20 protein-coding genes are annotated in these 19,739 nt (G+C 69.9%); 8 read left to right on the top strand and 12 right to left on the bottom strand.

Features of this window, described 5'->3' with window-relative positions; translation table 11 throughout:
- Position 1: 1 nt before the first annotated feature.
- The 3 genes from lepB to AC1C2S_RS16385 form a co-directional block, all read right to left on the bottom strand.
- A complete protein-coding gene (lepB, locus tag AC1C2S_RS16395) occupies positions 2-745 on the bottom strand; it encodes a signal peptidase I (protein ID WP_495353672.1) in 744 nt (247 codons plus the stop codon).
- Between the two features lie 81 nt (positions 746-826).
- The gene (rplS, locus tag AC1C2S_RS16390) at positions 827-1,174 is read right to left on the bottom strand and encodes a 50S ribosomal protein L19 (RefSeq protein WP_495353671.1); all 348 of its coding nucleotides are present in this window, start codon (positions 1,172-1,174) and stop codon (positions 827-829) included.
- A 210-nt stretch (positions 1,175-1,384) separates the two neighbouring features.
- Positions 1,385-1,909 (bottom strand): hypothetical protein, encoded by a 525-nt coding sequence (locus AC1C2S_RS16385; protein ID WP_495353670.1) that lies wholly within the window; start codon positions 1,907-1,909, stop codon positions 1,385-1,387.
- A gap of 86 nt (positions 1,910-1,995) precedes the next feature.
- Between AC1C2S_RS16385 and map the strand changes: the two genes are divergently transcribed.
- Entirely contained in the window at positions 1,996-2,763 is a 768-nt protein-coding gene (gene map / locus AC1C2S_RS16380; RefSeq protein WP_495353669.1) for a type I methionyl aminopeptidase, read from the top strand.
- A gap of 21 nt (positions 2,764-2,784) precedes the next feature.
- On the opposite strand, the gene nirD is transcribed toward map, so the two are convergent.
- The gene (nirD, locus tag AC1C2S_RS16375) at positions 2,785-3,135 is read right to left on the bottom strand and encodes a nitrite reductase small subunit NirD (protein WP_495353668.1); all 351 of its coding nucleotides are present in this window, start codon (positions 3,133-3,135) and stop codon (positions 2,785-2,787) included.
- A 196-nt stretch (positions 3,136-3,331) separates the two neighbouring features.
- On the opposite strand from nirD, the gene nirB reads away from it, so the two are divergent.
- From nirB to AC1C2S_RS16345, 6 genes are all read left to right on the top strand, one after another.
- Positions 3,332-5,959 (top strand): nitrite reductase large subunit NirB, encoded by a 2,628-nt coding sequence (gene nirB / locus AC1C2S_RS16370; protein WP_495353667.1) that lies wholly within the window; start codon positions 3,332-3,334, stop codon positions 5,957-5,959.
- Positions 5,956-6,729 carry a uroporphyrinogen-III C-methyltransferase gene (gene cobA, locus AC1C2S_RS16365; RefSeq protein WP_495353666.1) on the top strand — a complete coding sequence of 258 codons (774 nt, stop codon included), beginning with the start codon at positions 5,956-5,958 and terminating at the stop codon, positions 6,727-6,729. Before nirB ends, cobA begins: the two co-directional genes overlap by 4 nt.
- Positions 6,729-7,859 carry a uroporphyrinogen-III synthase gene (locus AC1C2S_RS16360; RefSeq protein ID WP_495353665.1) on the top strand — a complete coding sequence of 377 codons (1,131 nt, stop codon included), beginning with the start codon at positions 6,729-6,731 and terminating at the stop codon, positions 7,857-7,859. Before cobA ends, AC1C2S_RS16360 begins: the two co-directional genes overlap by 1 nt.
- A 138-nt stretch (positions 7,860-7,997) precedes the next feature.
- On the top strand, positions 7,998-9,404 hold the full coding sequence (locus tag AC1C2S_RS16355) for an MFS transporter (RefSeq protein WP_495353664.1): 1,407 nt from the start codon (positions 7,998-8,000) through the stop codon (positions 9,402-9,404).
- A gap of 131 nt (positions 9,405-9,535) precedes the next feature.
- Positions 9,536-11,647, top strand: coding sequence for a molybdopterin oxidoreductase family protein (locus AC1C2S_RS16350; RefSeq protein ID WP_495353663.1), 2,112 nt, complete (start codon positions 9,536-9,538; stop codon positions 11,645-11,647).
- Positions 11,644-13,275, top strand: a complete 1,632-nt coding sequence (locus AC1C2S_RS16345) for an FAD-dependent oxidoreductase (RefSeq protein ID WP_495353662.1) — start codon at positions 11,644-11,646, stop codon at positions 13,273-13,275. Before AC1C2S_RS16350 ends, AC1C2S_RS16345 begins: the two co-directional genes overlap by 4 nt.
- 6 nt (positions 13,276-13,281) lie before the next feature.
- Here AC1C2S_RS16345 and AC1C2S_RS16340 read toward each other — a convergent pair whose 3' ends face one another.
- From AC1C2S_RS16340 to rpsP, 8 genes are all read right to left on the bottom strand, one after another.
- Positions 13,282-14,442, bottom strand: a complete 1,161-nt coding sequence (locus tag AC1C2S_RS16340) for a molybdopterin-binding protein (protein ID WP_495353661.1) — start codon at positions 14,440-14,442, stop codon at positions 13,282-13,284.
- The gene (locus tag AC1C2S_RS16335; protein ID WP_495353660.1) at positions 14,439-14,675 is read right to left on the bottom strand and encodes a DUF6457 domain-containing protein; all 237 of its coding nucleotides are present in this window, start codon (positions 14,673-14,675) and stop codon (positions 14,439-14,441) included. Before AC1C2S_RS16335 ends, AC1C2S_RS16340 begins: the two co-directional genes overlap by 4 nt.
- Positions 14,659-15,342 carry an NTP transferase domain-containing protein gene (locus tag AC1C2S_RS16330; protein WP_495353659.1) on the bottom strand — a complete coding sequence of 228 codons (684 nt, stop codon included), beginning with the start codon at positions 15,340-15,342 and terminating at the stop codon, positions 14,659-14,661. The genes AC1C2S_RS16335 and AC1C2S_RS16330 overlap by 17 nt, the downstream gene beginning before the upstream one ends.
- Positions 15,339-16,097 (bottom strand): sirohydrochlorin chelatase, encoded by a 759-nt coding sequence (locus tag AC1C2S_RS16325; RefSeq protein WP_495353658.1) that lies wholly within the window; start codon positions 16,095-16,097, stop codon positions 15,339-15,341. The genes AC1C2S_RS16330 and AC1C2S_RS16325 overlap by 4 nt, the downstream gene beginning before the upstream one ends.
- Before the next feature lie 143 nt (positions 16,098-16,240).
- Positions 16,241-16,930, bottom strand: coding sequence for a tRNA (guanosine(37)-N1)-methyltransferase TrmD (gene trmD, locus AC1C2S_RS16320; protein WP_495353657.1), 690 nt, complete (start codon positions 16,928-16,930; stop codon positions 16,241-16,243).
- A 7-nt stretch (positions 16,931-16,937) separates the two neighbouring features.
- A complete protein-coding gene (rimM, locus tag AC1C2S_RS16315) occupies positions 16,938-17,651 on the bottom strand; it encodes a ribosome maturation factor RimM (RefSeq protein ID WP_495353656.1) in 714 nt (237 codons plus the stop codon).
- Positions 17,608-17,844: an RNA-binding protein gene (locus AC1C2S_RS16310; protein ID WP_022891825.1), complete on the bottom strand. Its 237-nt coding sequence runs from the start codon at positions 17,842-17,844 to the stop codon at positions 17,608-17,610. The genes rimM and AC1C2S_RS16310 overlap by 44 nt, the downstream gene beginning before the upstream one ends.
- Before the next feature lie 3 nt (positions 17,845-17,847).
- Entirely contained in the window at positions 17,848-18,255 is a 408-nt protein-coding gene (gene rpsP / locus AC1C2S_RS16305; protein ID WP_495353655.1) for a 30S ribosomal protein S16, read from the bottom strand.
- Positions 18,256-18,542: 287 nt separating this feature from the next.
- On the opposite strand from rpsP, the gene AC1C2S_RS16300 reads away from it, so the two are divergent.
- Complete coding sequence (locus AC1C2S_RS16300; protein ID WP_495353654.1) at positions 18,543-19,712, top strand: glutamate--cysteine ligase; 1,170 nt, start codon at positions 18,543-18,545, stop codon at positions 19,710-19,712.
- Positions 19,713-19,739 lie beyond the last annotated feature (27 nt).

Genomic DNA, 19,739 nt, shown 5'->3' with positions numbered 1-19,739 from the left:
GTCAGTGATCCGCTTCGCCGACGCCGTCGAAGACCTGCGGGTAGTTGTCGAGCCACGCCCAGTGATCGATGGGCCAGCTGACCACGAATGCACGCCCGACGACGTTGTCGATCGGCACGAAGCCCTTCAGCGGAGTGTCGCCGTTGTAGCGCGAGTCTTTCGAGTTGTAGCGATTGTCACCCATGACCCACAGCGAGCCATCGGGTACCACAACGTCGAAGTCGTCGCGGGAGACCTTCGTCTCGCCCGGGGGCAGGGCGACGTACGGTTCGTCGAGCGGAACGTCGTTGACGCTCATCTGGCCGAGCGCGTTGCAGCACACGACATGATCGCCGGGCAGGCCGATCAGGCGCTTGACGAGGTGGTCGTTCGAGTCGGGCGCCGAGAGCCCGACGAATGCGAGGAACCAATCGACGGCGGCCACGAGGGGCGGCTGCTCGGTCTCGACGCGAGCCGGCAGCCATCCGCCCGGATCTTTGAACACGACGACGTCGCCGCGGGTGAGCGGTGTGACCTCGGGAACCAGCTCGTTCACGATGATGCGGTCGTCTTTGACGAGCGTCTCCTCCATCGACTGCGACGGGATGAAGAACGATCGGATGAGGAACGTCTTGATGAGGAATGAGACGAGCACCGCCACCACGAAGATGATGAGCAGATCCCGTAGGAACAGCAGGACGCTGCGTCTTCTGCTCGGCGATGCCGAATCCACGCGATCTGATCGCGTGTCTATGTCTTCTGTCATTTAACCGCCCGAGCTCCCCACCCAGTCTAGGGGTGAGGAGCTCGTGGAAGAGTTCGCGTGGCACGCGATCCGCAGAGCGGATCAGGCGTCGCGCTTCTCCTTGATCTTCGCCTTCTTGCCGCGGAGCTTGCGCAGGTAGTACAGCTTCGCGCGACGCACGTCACCGCGGGTGACGACCTCGATGTGGTCGATCACGGGCGAGTGCACCGGGAACTTGCGCTCGACCCCGACCTGGAAGCTCACCTTGCGGACCGTGAAGGTCTCGCGCACGCCTTCGCCCTGGCGGCCGATGACGACGCCCTGGAAGACCTGGACACGCGCACGCGTGCCTTCGATGATGTTGACGTGCACCTTGACGGTGTCGCCGGGGCGGAAGTCGGGGATATCCGACCTCAGGCTCGCGGCGTCGACATGGTCGAGGATGTGCATGATGGTTCGCTCTCTGCGCCCGCAACCGGTCGAACGCTGATCATTGAATGGAAGTGTCTGGTGCCGCCTCGCACGATCACTCGTGCGTGCGCGCTCCCCGGAGGCAGAGTCCTACGGCGGCACAATCCTCTATTGTGCCATGCCGGTGGGCAGTGGGCAAAAGCGGGCGACGGATGCCCCGTGCCGGCACGCTGCCCGCAGCCGCCTGCGTTACTCGTGCACCTCGTGGATGATGATCACGTCGTCGCCGCCGTCGTCGAAGGGCGGACGTCGTGCACCCGGTGCGGCCGATCGGGGCGGGCCGCTCTGGGCACCGCCTTGCTGCTCGGCCGCGAGCCGTTCGAACTCGGCCATCGAGGCCTTCACCCGGCTGGCGCCGTCGGTGATCAGTTGCCATACGGCGAGCCAGAAGGCGGCGATGGCGAGCAAGATGGCGAGGACGCCGAAGAGCGTCGCCGACGCACCGTAGAACCCGGTCGCGATGATCGCGAGGTGCCATGCGGTGAGCACGCCGAAGTCGGTCCACGAGACGGCTTGCTGCTGGCGCACGGTCGGGCGAACGCTCGTGAGGAGTGCGACGATGCCGAGCACGACGAATGCGACGGGGACGACGACGACCAACCCGAGCGTGCCCCAGCCACCGCCACCGAAGATCGCCCAGCCGACTGCGAGCCAGACGGGCAGCACGACGAACGCGATCATCTGCCATCGATAGAACACGCGCCGCAGGAGCATGTTCTCAGCGTAATCCGCCGATGCTGCGCGCGCGCCGGGTGTTCACTCAGGGCGGAGCCGCCAGAATGGACGCGGAGAGGATGAGCGTGATTGAACTTCGAACCCCTGCCGAGATCGAGGAGATGCGGCCCGCCGGCCGTTTCGTGGCGAGTGTGCTGGAGGCGACCTCGGCTGCAGCAGCCGTCGGTGTGAACCTGCTCGAACTCGATGCCCTCGCCCACGAGATGATCCGTGCGGCCGGCGCTGAGAGCTGCTATATCGACTATCACCCGTCGTTCGGCGCGAGTCCGTTCGGCAAGGTCATCTGCACCTCTGTCAACGACGCGGTGCTGCACGGACTCCCCCACGACTTCCGACTCCGCGACGGCGACCTGCTGAGTCTCGACTTCGCAGCGTCGGTGAACGGATGGGTCGCTGATTCCGCCATCTCGATCGTCGTCGGCACGCCCCGCGCCGAAGACCTGCGCCTCATCGACACGACCTCTCGCGCGCTCGACGCCGGCATCGCTGCTGCGCGCACCGGCAATCGCATCGGCGACATCTCACGAGCCATCGCGGATGTCGCGAAGGCCGAGGGCTACTCGATCAACACCGACTTCGGCGGCCACGGCGTCGGCCGCACCATGCACGGTGACCCGCACATCCCGAACAACGGCCGCCCAGGCCGTGGACTGCCGTTGAAGCCGGGCCTCGTGGTCGCGATCGAACCGTGGTTCCTCGCGACGACCGATCGGATCTTCACCGATCCCGACGGCTGGACCCTGCGCAGCGCCGACGGTTCGCGTGGCGCGCACTCGGAACACACGATCGCGGTCACCGAGGGCGACCCGATCGTCTTCACGCAGCGCGACTGAGCGCCGAGGCGCCCTTCTCGGTCAGCGCTTGAGCTCGACCTCGATCATTCCGCCGACGATGCGGGTGCGGTAGGTGCGCAGCGCGAGGGCGGCGTCGGTGAAGCACTCGCCCGTGCCGAGGTCGTAGACCTCCTTGTGCAGGGGCGAGGCGATCGTCGGGCGATCGCCGCGCGAGCCGACGATGCCCCTCGCCATCACGGGGGCGCCTGTATGCGGGTCGTGGTGGTCCACGGCGTACACCTCTTCCTCGTCGAGCCGAACGAGCGCGACCTGGCGTTGCCCGATGAGGGCGACCTCGCCCCAGCCCGGTTCGAGTTCGGCGACCTCGCACGTGCGCACCCAGGTCGTGGTCTGCTCCATCGTCAGCGACATGCCGGCTCCTCTCAAGTGCTTCGAAGTTACGTTCGGGGTGTTTCCCCTCTGGCCCCCGCGTGTTTCGAGAGCGTGAAAGTGTCCTCACAACGGAGGAGACGGATCGTGCGGCAGAGGACGGTTGCGGTTACCCGCACGAAACAGGGCGGAAACCGGTCGGTCGTACGCTCGCCTCATTCGAGTCCCGGAGGCAGCCATGACCCTGACCACTCATGCCGAAGGCGTGCGCGACGTCGTGATCGTCGGCGGAGGGCCGGCAGCGCACCGACTTGCCGACAGCCTGCACGCTCGCGATGCCGAGCGCACCCTGCGCGTGACCGTCGTCGGCGAGGAGATCCACGAGCCCTACGATCGCGTCGCGCTCAGCACGAGACTCGCGGATGCCGCGGCCGACCTCACCCTCGAGCCCTCTTCGATGTGGGACGACGGTCACATCCGCCTCATCACCGGCGAGCGCGTCGTCACCATCGACCCCGCCGCGCACACCGCGACGACCTCGGGAGGCCAGGCGCTGCACTGGGACGAGCTCGTGCTCGCCACCGGTTCGAGCGCGCCCGTCCCCGAGATCCCCGGCCGCGAGCACGGTCGTGTCTACCGCACGATCGACGATGTCGACGCGCTCGTCGCCGAGACCCGTGAACTCGCCGAACGGCACGGTCGCCCCGCGCAGGTCGTCGTCGCCGGAGGCGGTCTCCTCGGCCTCGAGGCGGCGGGCGGGCTGGCGAAGCTCGGTGCCCACACCGCGGTCGTGCACTCGGGCGGCTGGCTCATGTCGGCGCAACTCGACGAGGGCGCAGGACGCGCCCTCGGTCGCATCATCACGGGGCAGGGCATCGGCCTGCACCTCGGCACTCGCCCCGCCGCGGTACTGACAGGGCACGACACACGCACCGAGCGCGAGGCGGTCGTGGGCGTCGAGCTCGCGAACGGCCGCCGCATCGACGCCGACCTCGTCGTCTTCGCAATCGGAATCAGCCCTCGCGACGAGCTCGCACGGGCGCTCGAACTCGAGCTCGGCCCGCGCGGCGGCGTGGCGATCGGCACGAGCTGCGGGGCATCCGCCGACCATATCTGGGCGATCGGCGAGGTGGCGAGCTTCGAGGGCCGCTGCACCGGTCTCGTCGCCCCGGCCAATGCCATGGCCGAAGTGGTGGCCGATCGACTGCTCGGCGGTGCAGCCGAGTTCACGAGCGTCGACGACGCCACCAAGCTGAAGCTCTCGGGCGTCGACGTCGCGAGCTTCGGCGACGCACTCGCCCGAACCGAGCAGGCGCTCGAGATCGTCTACGCCGACCCGGCACGCGGGCTTTACCAGAAGCTCGTCGTGACCTCCGACGCGAAAACCCTCCTCGGTGGAATCTTCGTCGGCGACGCCTCGCCGTACGCCTCACTTCGCCCGCTGCTCGGCACGCAACTGTCGAGCGAGCCCGCGGCATACCTCTCGGCTTCGGGCATGGAGGCGCCAGCCGGTGACGAGCTGCCGGCCGGCGCACTCGTCTGCGCGTGCAACAACGTCAGCGCCGGCACGATCCGCGACGCGGTCGCAGGCGGGCACGCCGACCATGCAGAGGGCTGCACCGAGCTCGGCGCGCTGAAGGCCTGCACCCGCGCCGGCACCCAATGCGGCTCGTGCGTGCCGCTCGTGAAGAAACTGCTCGAGGCCGAGCTGACGAAGTCGGGCATCACCCCCTCGCGGGCGTTGTGCGAGCACTTCGAACTCTCGCGGCAGGAGCTCTTCGAATCGGTGCGCGTGCTCGAGCTCACCTCGTTCGACGCGATCATCGCCCGCCTCGGCACCGGCCGCGGCTGCGACGTGTGCAAGCCCGTGATCGGTTCGATCCTCGCGACGCAGCACGGCTCGTACATCCTCGACGGCGGCCGCGGCGGCCTGCAGGACACGAACGACCGAGCCATGGCGAACATGCAGAAGGACGGCACCTACTCGGTCGTGCCCCGCATCCCCGCGGGCGAGATCACACCGGCCAAACTCGCCGTGATCGCGCAGGTCGCGACCGACTACGGGCTCTACACGAAGATCACGGGCGGCCAGCGCATCGACCTGTTCGGCGCGCGTCTCGACCAGCTCCCCGAGATCTGGAAGCGACTGGTCGACGCCGGATTCGAGTCCGGACAGGCCTACGGCAAGGCCCTTCGCAACGTGAAGAGCTGCGTCGGCTCGACCTGGTGCCGCTTCGGCGTGCAGGACTCGGTCTCGATGGCCGTGCAGCTCGAGCTGCGCTACCGCGGCCTCCGCTCGCCGCACAAGTTGAAGTTCGGCGTCTCGGGGTGCGCCCGCGAGTGCGCAGAGGCGCGCGCGAAGGACGTCGGCGTGATCGCCACCGAGCAGGGCTGGAACATGTACGTCGGCGGCAACGGTGGATTCCAGCCCGCGCACGCCCAGTTGCTCGCGAGCGACCTCGACGACGAGACGCTCTTGCGCTACATCGACCGCTACATCATGTACTACGTCCGAACCGCCGACCGCCTGCAGCGCACGGCCCGCTGGATCGAGGACATCGAGGGCGGCCTCGACCATGTGCGCGACGTCGTCGTGCACGACTCCCTCGGCCTCGCCGAGGAGCTCGAGCAGGCCATGGCCACGCACGTCGACACCTACGAAGACGAGTGGGCCGCGACGCTCGCCGACCCCGAGCGGCTCCGGCGCTTCCGCTCCTTCGTGAACGCACCGAATGTTGCCGACCCCTCGATCGCCCGGGTGCCCGAGCGCGAGCAGTTCCGGCCGGCGACCGCCGAAGAACGCGAACGGGGCGAGGCCGTGCTCGTCTCCGGCCCCACCATCCCGGTGCGCGGAGCCGACGCATGATCGGCCGCGTCACGCTCGTCGGTGGCGGGCCGGGCCGCGAAGACCTCCTGACCCTCGCGGCTGTTCGCGCGCTCGGCGAGGCCGATGTCGTGCTCTACGACCGCCTCGCACCGCACGAGGGGCTTCCCGCGCTCGCCCCGAACGCCGAGCTCGTCGACGTCGGCAAACGGCCGGGCCACCACGCCGTGCCGCAGTCCGAGATCGAGGCGCTCCTCGTCGAGCACGCGCGCGCCGGCCGTCACGTCGTGCGCCTGAAGGGCGGCGACCCGTACGTGCTCGGGCGCGGCAGCGAAGAAGTGCTCGCCTGCCACGCTGCCGGCGTGCACGTCGAGGTGATCCCCGGGGTCACGAGCGCGGTCGCGGTGCCCGGCGCTGCCGGCATCCCCCTCACTCATCGTGGTGTCAGCCACCTCTTCACCGTCGTTTCGGGTCACGCACCGCTCACCGACGCCGAGCTCGTGCACTTGGCCGGCCTCGGCGGCACGATCGTCGTACTCATGGGCGTGAACTCGCTGCCCTCGCTCACCGCCGGGCTCGCGCGTCACGGCATGTCCGCGCAGATGCCCGTCGCGATCATCGAGCGCGGATTCGGCGCCGAGCAGCGCACGACGATCGCCGACCTCGACGGAATCGTGCTCGCCGCAGGCCGCGCACACGTCACCTCCCCGGCGGTCGTCGTGGTCGGCGAGGTGGTGCGGCTGGCGCACGACGGCGACGCGAGCGCTGCCGAGCTCATGACGCGCGCGGCGGTCGTCGGGGCGGTGAGCTGATGACGGATGCCTCGGAGCTGCCACCCGGCTTCCGGCCGGATCAGCTCGAGGGCTTCCGCATCGGCGTGACGAGTGATCGCCGCTCAGCCGACCTGATCGACGCCCTCGCGCGTCGCGGCGCGCAGGTGCTGCACGCGCCGACGCTGCGCATGGCCAACGCGGTCTCCGACGATCCCGTCATCGACGACACCCGCGCGATCATCGCCGCCCGGCCCGACGTGCTGCTCGCCACGACGGCATACGGGGTGCGCCGCTGGTTCGAGGTCGCCGATTCCGCAGGGCTCGGTGAAGACCTCGTCGACGCGCTCTCCGGCACGGCGATCCTCGTTCGCGGGCCGAAGGCACGCGGAGGCATCCGTGCCGCGGGGCTCAACGACGTCGGCATGAGTGCCGAGGAGACCACCGAGTCGCTCATCGACGAGGTGCTCAGAGGCATGCCCGGCGGCCTCACGGTGGCGGTGCAACTGCACGGATTCCTGAACCATTCGCAACTGGATCGACTGCGAGACGCGCACGACCGGGTGCTCACGGTCGAGCCGTACCGATGGATCGAACCCGACGAGGGCGATGAACGGGTCGACCGGCTCATCGAGGCGGCCTGCACGGGCGGTCTCGACGCCATCACCTTCACGAGTGCCCCCGCGGCGCACGCGCTCTTCGCCGCCGCCGAGGTGCGCGGGCGATACGACGACCTCGTCGATGCGATGTGCGGCCCCGTCGTGGCCGCGGTCGTGGGCCCGGTGACCGCTGCTCCCCTGATCGCCGCCGGGATCACTCCGATCCAGCCCGAACGCTTCCGCATGGGCGCGCTCATCCGGCTCGTCTGCGAGCACCTCGAATCGACGCGCGTGCTGCGCCTCGATACCCGGCACGGCCCGCTCGAACTTCGAGGCGCCGTCGTCGACGTCGATGCGCGTCGCGTCGCGCTCGCCCCCGTCGCTCTCATGATCCTTCGCGCGCTCGTGCTCGCGCGCGGTTCCGTCGTCGGCCGCGAACGCCTCGCGGCGGGGCTGCCCGGAACGAACGACGAGCACGCCCTCGAGGTCGCGCTCAGCCGGTTGCGCCAGACGATCGGCGTCCCCGGTCTCATCGCGACCGTCGTCAAGCGCGGGTACCGGATCGATGTCTGATGCGACCTCACACGCGCTGCCGCGGCGGGTGAGCAGGTGGAGACGCAGGGTTTACGACCGGCACGTTCCGCGGAAACACGTCGCGAATAGCGTCGGGTGGACCAGCTCGACCCCGTGATCGACACCCCGGAGGCACCGATGACCGATACCGTGAGCGCCGCTCCCCCGCACGTCGCAGCACCCGCCGGCACCGAGACTTCGGCCGCGCCGCCGCTCACCACGAGGCCCGGCCGATGGATCGAAAACTGGAACCCCGAAGACGACGACCAGTGGGAGACCGAGGGCCGGGCGATCGCCCGGCGCAATTTGAAGTGGTCGATCTTCGCCGAATTCCTCGGCTTCATCGTCTGGCAGCTCTGGTCGATCGTCGCCGTGACCCTCCCGGCCGCGGGCTTCGACCTCGACACCGGCGAGGTCTTCTGGCTCATCTCGATCCCGAGCCTCGTGGGCGCGACGCTCCGCATCCCGTACTCCTTCCTCGTGCCGAAGTTCGGCGGCCGCAACTGGACGATCATCTCGGCCGGCCTGCTGCTCATCCCTGCGATCACGCTCGCAGTGTGCGTCTCGAACCCCGAGACGCCGTTCGGCGTGCTGCTCTTCGCCGCGGCGCTCGCGGGCTTCGGCGGCGGCAACTTCGCCAGCTCCATGTCGAACATCACGTTCTTCTACCCGCAGCGGGAGAAGGGCTGGGCATTGGGCCTCAATGCCGCCGGCGGCAACCTCGGGGCATCCGTCGCGCAGTTCGTCGTGCCGATCGTCATCACGATCGGGGCCGGCGCCACGTTGAACCTCCCGCTCGCCGGCTGGATCTGGGTTCCGTTCATCCTGCTCGCGATGTTCGGCGCGTTCCGCTACATGGACAACATCTCGAGCGCGAAGGCCGACTTCGCGGGCTCCGCCGCCGCGCTGCGCGAGCCGCACCTCTGGGTGCTGTCGCTGCTCTACATCGGCACGTTCGGCTCGTTCATCGGGTTCGCGAGCGTCTTCCCGAAGCTCATCGCCGATCAGTTCCCCGAGTTCTCCGCCATCGCGATCGGCGGCGCCTCGATCTCGCTCGCGTTCCTCGGAGCGCTCGTGGGTTCGCTCGCCCGCCCGTACGGAGGCCGACTGTCCGACCGCTTCGGTGGGGCGCGCATCACGATGCTCGCCTTCGCCGCGATGGGCGCGATCACCCTCGGGGTGCTGTTCACCCTGCCGCTCGGCAACTTCTGGCTGTTCCTCGGCCTGTTCCTGCTGCTGTTCGCGGCGGCGGGCATCGGCAACGGTTCGACCTACCGCATGGTCCCGGTCGTCTTCGCCGTGCGTGCCGGAACCGAGGCCGGCGACGTCTCGACGCAGCGCAAGTCGGCCGCGGCGCTCGGCCTGATCTCGGCGATCGGCGCGTACGGCGGGTTCCTCATCCCGCAAGTGCTGAACCTGTCGTTCCAGTCGACCGGCGGGTACGCGGGCGCATTCCTCGGCTTCGTCGGCGGTTACGCCGCCCTCCTCGTGCTCACCTACGTCGTGTACGTGCGCTCGGGCCGCCTCGGCGAACACAAGATCTGAATCATGCTCACCGATGCCGTCGACGTGCGCTCGGGCCGTCTCGGCGAACACAAGATCTGAATCATGCTCACCGATGCCGTCGACGTGCGCTCGGGCCGTCTCGGCGAACACAAGATCTGAATCGAGACCAGATGAGTCGCTCCGCCGCCACGCATTGCCCGTACTGCGCTCTGCAGTGCGCGATGACCCTCACCCCGATACCGGCTCCGGATGCCGCGGCCACACCGGTGGCCGTCACCAAACGTGACTTCCCGACGAATCGCGGCGGGCTCTGCAAGAAGGGCTGGACGTCTGCGGAGCTCCTCCGCGCGCCGTCACGCCTCGGCGCTCCGCTGCTGCGGGGCGCCGACGGGGCGTTGCACGAGGTGAGTTGGCAGGAAGCGCTCGATCACGTGGCGACGTCGCTGCGCGGCATCCGTTCGACCCAGGGCGCCGACGCCGTCGGCGTGTTCGGCGGCGGGGGCCTCACGAACGAGAAGGCGTACCTGCTGGGCAAGTTCGCGAGGCTCGCGCTCGGCACCAGCCGAATCGACTACAACGGGCGGTACTGCATGTCGTCGGCCGCGGCTGCCGGCAACCGCGCCTTCGGCCTCGATCGCGGCCTCCCGTTCCCGCTGGAGGATCTCGACGAGGCGGCAACGGTCCTCCTGCTCGGCACGAATGTCGCCGAGACGATGCCGCCGTTCATCGGTCATCTGACGGGCGCGCAGGCCGCGGGCGGGCTCGTCGTCGTCGACCCGCGGCGTACCGCGACCGCCCGGCTCACCGAGGAAGGCCGCGGCCTGCACGTGCAGCCGATGCCCGGCACCGACCTCGCGCTGCTCCTCGGGCTCATCCACATCGTGATCGCCGAGCGGCTCGTCGATCTCGACTACATCGCGGCGCGAACCGTCGGATTCGAGTCGGTCCGGCGCAGCGTCGCAGCCTGGTGGCCGGAACGCGTGGCGTCGGTCACGGGCGTCGCCGCCCTCACCCTGCGCCGCCTCGCCCGCCGGCTCGCCTCGGGCGGCAACACCTACATCCTCACGGGCCGCGGCGTCGAACAGCACGTCGACGGCACCGACACCGCCACCGCGGCGATCAACCTCGCCCTGCTGCTGGGACTGCCCGGGCGGCCCGGCAGCGGCTACGGCACCCTCACCGGGCAGGGCAATGGCCAGGGCGGCCGTGAGCACGGCCAGAAGTGCGACCAACTGCCCGGCTATCGCAAGATCACCGATCCCGATGCTCGAGCGTACGTCGCCCGCGTGTGGGGTGTCTCGCTGTCCGAGATCCCCGGTCCGGGCATCCCCGCCGTCGAACTGCTCCAGTCGCTCGGCGAACCGGGTGGCGTGCGCGCACTGCTCGTGCACGGATCGAACCTCGTCGTCTCCTCGCCGAACGTCACTGCGGTGCGCGAGCGACTGGCCGCGCTCGACCTGCTCGTCGTGTGCGACTTCTTCCTCTCCGAGACGGCGGCACTCGCCGACGTCGTGCTGCCGGTCACGCAATGGGCCGAGGAGGAGGGCACGATGACGTCGCTCGAGGGCCGCGTCCTCCGTCGCCGCCGCGCGATCACCCCGCCCGACGGCGTGCGCGACGAGCTCTGGATCCTCGCCGAACTCGCCCGGCGACTCGAGTGCACCGCGACGTTCGACACCGACCCCGAGCTCGTCTTCGAGGAGTTGCGGCTCGCCTCCGAAGGCGGCATCGCCGACTATTCGGGCATCGACTACGCCCTGCTCGACCGTGGCGAGGCCGCGTTCTGGCCGTACCCGCGTGGAAGCGAGGGCACACCGAGACTCTTCGCCGAACGATTCGCCCACCCCGACGGGCTCGCGCGACTCGTGGCCGTGTCGGTGCGGGAGTCCGCGCATCCGAACCCGCAGCCAGGCGAGCTGACGCTCGTCACGGGCCGGCTCCTCGAGCACTACCAGAGCGGCGCGCAGACTCGTCGAGTGCCCGAGCTCGACGAGGCGCAACCCGAGGCGCTCGCCTCGATGCATCCGTCGACCGCCGATCGTCTGGGGGTCGCCGACGGCGATGTCGTCGAAGTCTCGAACGCGCGGGGCCGGGTGCGTTGCCGGGCGCGGCTGACCGCCGACATCCGTCCCGATGCGGTGTTCCTGCCGTTCCACTACGGCGACGAACAGGCGGCCAACCTGCTGACCGGAGGCGCCGTCGACCCCATCTCGTCGATGCCCGAGTTCAAGACCAACATCGTGCGCGTCGAACGCCTCGTCGAGGCCGGGGCCCTCGCATGAACGCCGACCCGAACGCGCGCATGAACGTGCTCAGGGTCGTCCTCGTCGGCTACGGACCGGTCGGCGCCCGCTTCGTCGAAGAACTGCTGCCCGCCGTGCAGAGTGGGTCGGTCGAGCTGACCGTCATCGCCGGTGAAGACGTCGAGGCGTACAACCGCGTGCTCGTCGCCGAATATGCGGTCGGCAACACCGAGCTCGACTCGATGATCGTCGGTGACCGCGCGGCTGCAGAAGCTGCGGGTGCGCGAGTGCTCCTCGGCGTCGCGGCGACCTCGATCGACCGTGCGGCCCGACTCGTGCACCTCAGCACCGGCGAGGAACTCGGGTACGACCGGCTCGTGCTCGCGACCGGCTCCCGAGCGAACGTGCCGACCCTCGACGGCGTGGAGCGGAATCGCCGCGACCTCGCCTCGCTCGAGAAGTACTCGCAGCAGCTCGTCGCCAGAGACGATGAGCTGCCCGAGGGCATCACCGCGCTCCGCGATCTCGCCGACGCCGAACGCGTGCACGGGGCGGTTCGCGATCGCAAGCGCATCGTCGTGCTCGGCGCCGGCGTGCTGGGGCTCGAGCTCGCACTCGCCGCCGCCCATGCAGGCGCCCAGGTGTGCGTCGTGCACCACGGCCCGCACCCGATGCCGCGCAATCTCGATCGCGGCGGCGGGCAGGTGCTGCGAGCCGCCCTGCGCCGCACGGGCATCACGGTCATCGCACACAGCCGGGCCGAGGCCGTCGCGTTCCGCACCGACGCCGACGGCACGCGCCGGTTCGACATGCTCGTCACAGCCGACGGCAAGCAACTGCGGGGCGACCTGCTCGTGCTCTCGTGCGGGGTGAGCCCGCGCAACGAGCTCGCGACGCTCGCGGGTCTCCGCACGGCCGTCGGCGTCGTCGTGCACCCGGGTCTCGCGAGCTGGACGGACCCGCAGGTCTACGCCATCGGCGACTGCGCCCAGGTCGTCGAGCGCACCGACGAGCTCGCGGGCCAGCGAGTGCTGCCGGGCGCCCCTTCTGGTCTCGTCGGGCCGGGCTGGCGTCAGGCGTCGTGGCTGGCCGCCGCGTTCACGACCGAGGCCGAAGGTGCGGTGACGGATGCCGCGGCCCCCGCCGAACGCGACGCCATCGTGATGCTGAAGGCCGAGCACATCGATGTCGTGGCGGTCGGCGAGATCGCCGCCGATCCGTGGGACGACGACGCCGTGCACCCCCGGCGACGGGTGTCGCAGTGGGCCGACCCCGAGCACCTCCGGTACGTCAAGATGGTGACCGAAGACGGCGCGTTGACCGGGTTCGTCAGCGTCGGGATGCCGCGCACCGCTGCTGAACTCACGCTGCTGTTCGAGCGACGCGGTGAACTGCCGGCCGACCGGTCGTTACTGCTGCGTTTCGATGGGCCCGACTACGACCCGAGCGCCGACGCCGACGCATTCGCCCCGGGCTCGACCGTGTGCTGGTGCAACGGGGTGACCGTCGGGCGCATCGAGGAGTCGGCCGCGTGCGGGATCACGACCGTCGAGGGTGTGGGGCGAGACACTCGCGCCGGCACCGGCTGCGGCGGCTGCAAGGGGCGGATCGCCGAGATCCTCGCCCGGGCCGCTGAGGCCGACGGGACGCCGACTCTCACCACGTGAGGTGCCTCACCACGGGAACCGCAGTACCCGTGCGGCGCCCTCGCCGATCGGGGAGACGAGCAGGCCATCGGCGCCGGCGAGTCCTCGCAGCATCGCCGAACCACGCCAGCGGCTCGGCTCCGGCACGCCGTCGTGCCACTCGAACGGTGTCAGCAGGCGCTCCCGGGTGCGACGCGGGGACACGGGAGCCGCGACCTCCTCGAGCGCGGCCAGGGGGCGGCCCGACGCCCCATCGAGCCAGGGCGGGAAGAAGCTGAGCAGGCAGGTGAATGCCGCGAGCGGATTGCCCGGCAGGCCGAGCACCGGCACCCCCGCGCTCGTACGGGCGAACAGCACCGGATGACCCGGGCGCATCGCGACGCCGGCGAACTCGACGGTGCCGCCCTCCGCGACGATCGCGCGCCGCAGGAGGTCGCCGCGGCCTCCGGCCGTGCCGCCGGTCGTGACGAAGACATCGGGACGACCGTCGGCGAGCACTTCGACGAATGGCCCGAGCTGATCGGGGATGCGTCGCGTCGCAGCATCCGCCCCCAATCGATCGAACAGCGCCGGCAACGACGGCCCGAACGCGTCGCGGACGGTTCCGGGTGCCGGGAGTCCGGCCGACGTCACTTCGTCGCCGGTCACGACGAGGTCGACCCGCGGCTTCGCGAGCACCTCGAGGGTGTCGTGGCCCGCCGCCGCAGCGAGGGCCAGCTTCGGCGGCGTCAGGCGCACGCCCGCGCGGACGAGGGGATCCCCCCTGCGCAATTCTTCGCCGCGCCGGCGGATGTCCCGGCCCTCGTCGAGCGGTCGTTGCGAGACGGTTCGCAGCAGCTCGGGATCGCCGGGGAGCGGCACGCCGTGTTCGGCCCGCAGCACGCCGAGCGTTCCAGGGGGCACGGCTGCCCCCGTCGTGATGACTCGCGCGGTGCCGGCACGCAAGAGCTCAGTCGGCGGCGCGCCCATCGTGACGGAGCCGTCGAGCCGCCACGGCCCGTTGCCCGCCACCGCCCAGCCGTCCATCGCGCTGACATCGGCGGTCGGCAGGTCGACGAGGGCGTGCACCGCCGCGGCGAGCCGGCGTCCGTCGGCATGTTCGACGCGAACCGCCTCGACAGCGAGCGGCCGGGCGGCACCGGCCATCCAGGCGACACGGCGCGCTTCGTCCCAGCGGGTTGCGCTCACCCGTCGTCCCCGGCGAGGCGGCGTTCGACGTCGGCGACGATGTCAGCGAGCGGGATGCCTCGAGCGACCGCGTACCCCGCGATGAAGGTCGTCAACGGAGCCGCCGGGCGCGCGACGCCATGCGCGGCGATGCGTGCCAGGTCGAGCACTGCGGCCACGTCGGGCTCGAAATCAAGACCGAGCGCTGCAGCGAGCTCGCGAGACCAACTCTCGACGTCACGCGACGCGGACACGGCGCACCTCCCCGATCGGCAACACGATGCCGTGTCGGGCGGCATCGGCCGGGGTGTCGACGTCGGCGCACCAGGTCCGGCGAAGCGCCAGCCCGCGCACGTCGAGCCGTTCGAGTACCGCGCGCATCGACGCCCCTCGTCCGCGCGGCTCACGTCGCGCAGCCTCGATCGCGGCATTGACGGCGCTCGTGAGCGAGGATGTGCGGTAGACGGCGAGCAGTGGTTGGTTGACGCCGTCGGGGTCGACCCCGACGAGGCCGTCGTGGGCGTCCGTCACTCGGGCGAGCAGCGCGGCGACGGCCGGCGCCGCATTGACAAGATCACCGGCGAGCACGACGGTGAACGGCTGCGGGTCGTCGGCGAGGCCATCGAGACCGGCGGCGATCGCCGCGACCGGACCGCTCCAGCGCGGCTCTTCGGCGGCGACCCGGATGCGCCGATCTGCGTCGACCCATCGCGGAGCGGCCGCATGCGAGACATAGGCGACCGCGCGGGCGCCAGCCGCAGCCCGAATCGTGAGCGAGGCGAGGCTCACCCCGTCGATCGTGAGCGTCGTCTTGTCGACGCCGCCGAGCCGCGAGCCGCGGCCACCCGCAAGCACGATCGCATCGTGCGCGACGACCGGTACAGCACTCGTCACGGCCGATGCACGCGTCACGGCCGTCACGACCGCTCCAGGCGAGCCACGTCGACATCGCCGTATCGCTCGAGCACGAGTTCGACGAGGGTACCGGGCGCGGCTTCGTCGGGAAGCAGCAGCGGCTCGGCGATGGCATCCGCGCCGGCCGCGGCCGCTGCGTCGTAGAACGCTCCGGGCGCAAGAAGGTACGTGCCGACGACGACCCGCGCTCCGGGATGCACCTCGCGCACCATCTCGATCGCGTCGGGCAGGCGCGGGATCCCAGCGGCGATGAATCCGACCGTCACCGATCGGCCGAGGCGTTGCCCGAGCCGACGGGCGGTCTCGAAGCACTCCCTCACGGCCCGCGGATCGTTGGATCCGGCCGCGGCGAGCAGTACCGCATCGCCTTCGGCCAGCAGCGGGTCGAGCCGCGTCGCGAGCACGTCGACGATCCGATCGTCGGGTCCGAGCTCCGCTGCCAGGCGTGCGCCTCCGCCGAGATGTTCCAGCCCGAGCGAGAGACCGGTGCGCACGTGGAACCCGGCGGAGAGCACGAGCGGCACGATGATCGCATCCTCTTCGGCATCCGAAGCGAGTGCGGCCGTAACCTCCGACCGACTCGCATCGACGAAGCTGATCGTCACGTCGAGGTCGGGCCGGGCCGAAGCCACACCGTCGACGAGGCGGATCACCGCCTCGCGGTTCGCGCTCGACGGCGCTCCGTGCGTGACTGCGACGAGGCGGAGCGGATGCGCCACGATGTCTTCCGCCGAGGTGCCGGCACCTCTGGACCCGACCATCTGCAGACCCGCGCTTTCCGGCGGAATCCGGTCTCACCCGCCGGTTCGACGCTAGGCAGAGCGTGTTTCGCGCACCGCACCCGCGTGTTTCCGGCAGGTGAAGAACGGCTCACGCCCCGAGATCTGGGTGCGGCGCGGGCCGGCTACTCGCCGAGCAGTTCGGGTCGGACGCGCCGGGTGCGCTCCAGCTGCTGCTCACGGCGCCACGCGGCGATCGCCCCGTGGTTGCCCGAAAGCAGCACCGGCGGCACCTCGAGTCCGCGCCACGCGGCGGGCTTGGTGTAGCTCGGATACTCGAGCAGGCCGTCTTCGTGGGACTCTTCGACGAGGCTCTCGGGGTTGCCGACGACCCCGGGCACGAGGCGTGCGGCGGCCTCGATCATGGCCATGACGGCGACCTCGCCGCCGTTCAGCACGTAGTCGCCGAGGCTGATGAGTCGTACACGCATACGCGTCTCGTAGTGGTCGACCACGCGCTGGTCGATGCCCTCGTAGCGACCGCAGGCGAACACGAGGTGCTCTTCAGCGGCGAGCTCACGGGCGATCTGCTGGGTGAAGGGCTCGCCTGCGGGCGACGGCACGATGAGCAGGGCATCGGATGTCCCGGTGCCCACGATGCCGTCGAGCGCTTCACCCCATGGCTCGGGCTTCATGACCATGCCCGCCCCGCCGCCGTAGGGGGTGTCGTCCACCGTGCGGTGCCGGTCGTGCGTGGCGTCGCGGAGGTCGTGCGCCGTCACCTCGATGAGTCCGGACTGGCGGGCCTTGCCGAGGAGTGACAGATCGAGCACCGAGAAGAACTCGGGGAAGATCGTGACGATGTCGACGCGCATCGGCCGACTACTCGTCGCGGTCGGCCTCGGCGGGTGCCGCGGCATCCGCTTCGGCAGCTTCGACCGGCGACTCGGATGCGACCTCGGCCGTCTCGGCCACCTCGACCTCGGCCACCTCGACCTCGGCCACCTCGACCTCGGCCACCTCCTCGAAGAGTCCGGGAGGCGGCGTCACCGTCAGTGTGCCGGACGCGAGGTCGACTTCGGGCACGATCGCGGACACGAACGGCACCATGACCTCGCCGCCCGGCGTCTTGACGATGAGCAGGTCTTGCGCGGGGAAGTGGTCGACATGTGCGACCTCGCCGACATGTTCGCCGTCACGGATCACCGCGAGGCCGATGAGCTGGTGGTCGTACCAGGCGTCGTCTTCGGGCGCCTCTTCTTCGACGTGCGTGACCCAGAGGATCGCCTTGGCGAGGCCCTCGGCTGCGGTGCGGTCGTCGACGCCGTCGAAGAACCCGACCGCGTGCCCGTTGTACCAGCGGAGTTCACGGAGCGTAAGGTTCTTGCCGTGCCACGGCGACGTGTCGGGCACCTGCAGCGAGAACTCCGCCCCCGGCACGAAGCGCCGGTCGGGGTCGTCGGTGTAGAGCTCGACCTTGATGGCGCCTTTGAGGCCGTGCGCCTTCAGCAGGCGACCGACCCGAAGCTGCGTGCCTGCGGTGTCGGCCACGTCAGTCGTCGGTGTCGACGACGTCGACGCGAACGCGTCGACCATCGGCGAGCGCGGTGACGAGGGTGCGCAGCGCCTTCGCGGTGCGGCCGGCGCGACCGATCACGCGACCGAGGTCCTCGGGGTTCACATGAACCTCGAGGACCTCGCCGCGTGCGCTCGACGCGGAAACGACCTTGACCTCGTCAGGGTGATCGACGATCCCTTTGACGAGGTGTTCGAGCGCGGACTGGAGCAAGGTTTACGCCTCGTCCGTCGCGGTTTCGGCGGGAGCCTCTTCGACCTTCGGCGCGGGCTTGTCGGCCTTGGGCTTCAGCACCGGCTTCTTCTTCTCGTCGGCGACGAAGGCGGCCTTCGGCTCGGCGACCTGAACGGTCGAGACGGCATTCTTGTCGCCCTTGAACTTGCCCCAGTCGCCCGTGAGCTTGAGGATCGCGGCGACCTGCTCGGTCGGCTGGGCGCCGACGGAGAGCCAGTACTGCGCGCGGTCCGAGTCGACCTCGATGAACGAGGGGTTCTGGGTGGGGTGGTACTTGCCGATCTCCTCGATCACACGACCATCGCGCTTGGTGCGCGAGTCGGCGACGACGATGCGGTAGTACGGCGCACGGATCTTGCCGAGGCGCTTGAGACGGATCTTGACAGCCACAATTCTCCTGAAATGTTGTGAGTTGGCGAACTGACAGCCGTGAGCGTGGGGTGCACACTCGGCGGAAGCTCAATAGGTTCTGCGCGTCGGATAGAGGGTCGGACGATACAGAACTCGACTGACCATTCTTGCAGATCTCACGTCGCAACGGTAATCGCCCGGATGTCGGCGTCATCGATTGCACCATCGCCTGCGACATCGGATGACGCGGCGACCTCACCGACCGCGGCCATCATGTCATGATGTCTCCACGCCGGCGCACGCGCCGCAGGAACGGGGGCGCTCACATGGACATCGCATTCGCGGACTCGCCGCGGTCGAGCGTGGGCCTCGAGTGGGAGATCGCGATCGTCGATCGGGTCACCGGTGAACTCGCCTCGGTCGCCGACCGGGTGCTCGAGGTGCTCGACTCGTCGAGCGAGGGCCCGGCACATCCGTTCATCACCTCGGAGCTCCTCACGAACACCGTCGAGCTCGTGAGCGGCCCGCACGCGCGGGTCGCCGACGCCGTCGCCGACCTCGAGACCCAGCTCGACGAGGTGCGCGGCGTCATCGACGGCCTCGGCGACTACGAGCTGGTCTGCGCGGGCTCCCATCCGTTCAGCCAGTGGTACGACCAGCACCTCACCGACAAGCCGAGGTACCACAAGCTCATCGAACGCACCCGTTGGTGGGGCCGCAACATGATGATCTGGGGCGTGCACGTGCACGTCGGCATCGAGGAGCGCGACAAGGCGCTGCCGATCCTCGACGGCCTGCTCGCCTACCTCCCCCACCTGCAGGCGCTCTCGGCGTCGAGCCCGTTCTGGGCCGGCGTCGATACCGGGTACGCCTCGAACCGTGCCCTCATGTTCCAGCAGTTGCCGACGGCAGGACTCCCCTATCCCCTCGCCGATTGGCCGGCTTACGAGCGCTACGTCGACGACCTCGTTCGCACGGGCGTCATCGAGGATCACAGCGAGGTGCGCTGGGACATCCGCCCCTCGCCGAAATGGGGCACGGTCGAGGTGCGGGTTTGCGACGGCCTCTCGACGGCAGCCGAGATCGCCGCGATCGGTGCGCTCGTGCAGTGCCTCGTCGAGTGGATGAGCACGACGCTCGACGAGGGCGGCACACTGACGGTGCTGCAGCCCTGGTACGTGCGCGAGAACAAGTGGCGGGCGGCGCGATACGGGCTCGCGGCCGAGGTGATCACGGATGTCGCGGGCACCGAGCGCCCCGTCGCCGACGACCTTCGTGCACTCATCACGACGCTCGTGCCGATCGCGGAGCGCCTCGGCTGCTCTGTCGAGCTGCAGGGTGTGCGCGGCATGCTCGACTCAGGAGCGAGCTACGCCCGCCAGCTGCGTGTCGCCGAGGCCGCCGGCGGCGACCTCAGGGCTGTGGTGGCACACCTCGCCCGCGAATTGCGCGACGGCATCGAGAGCGGGCTGCCTGCGGCATCCGCTGGGCCCTGAACCTGCCGGTTGCGCGACCCACCGCCC

The sequence above is a fragment of the Agromyces sp. Y782 genome (assembly GCF_059445405.1).
Note: the sequence above shows the minus strand (reverse complement) of the source record. Positions and strands in the feature narration are given on the sequence as shown.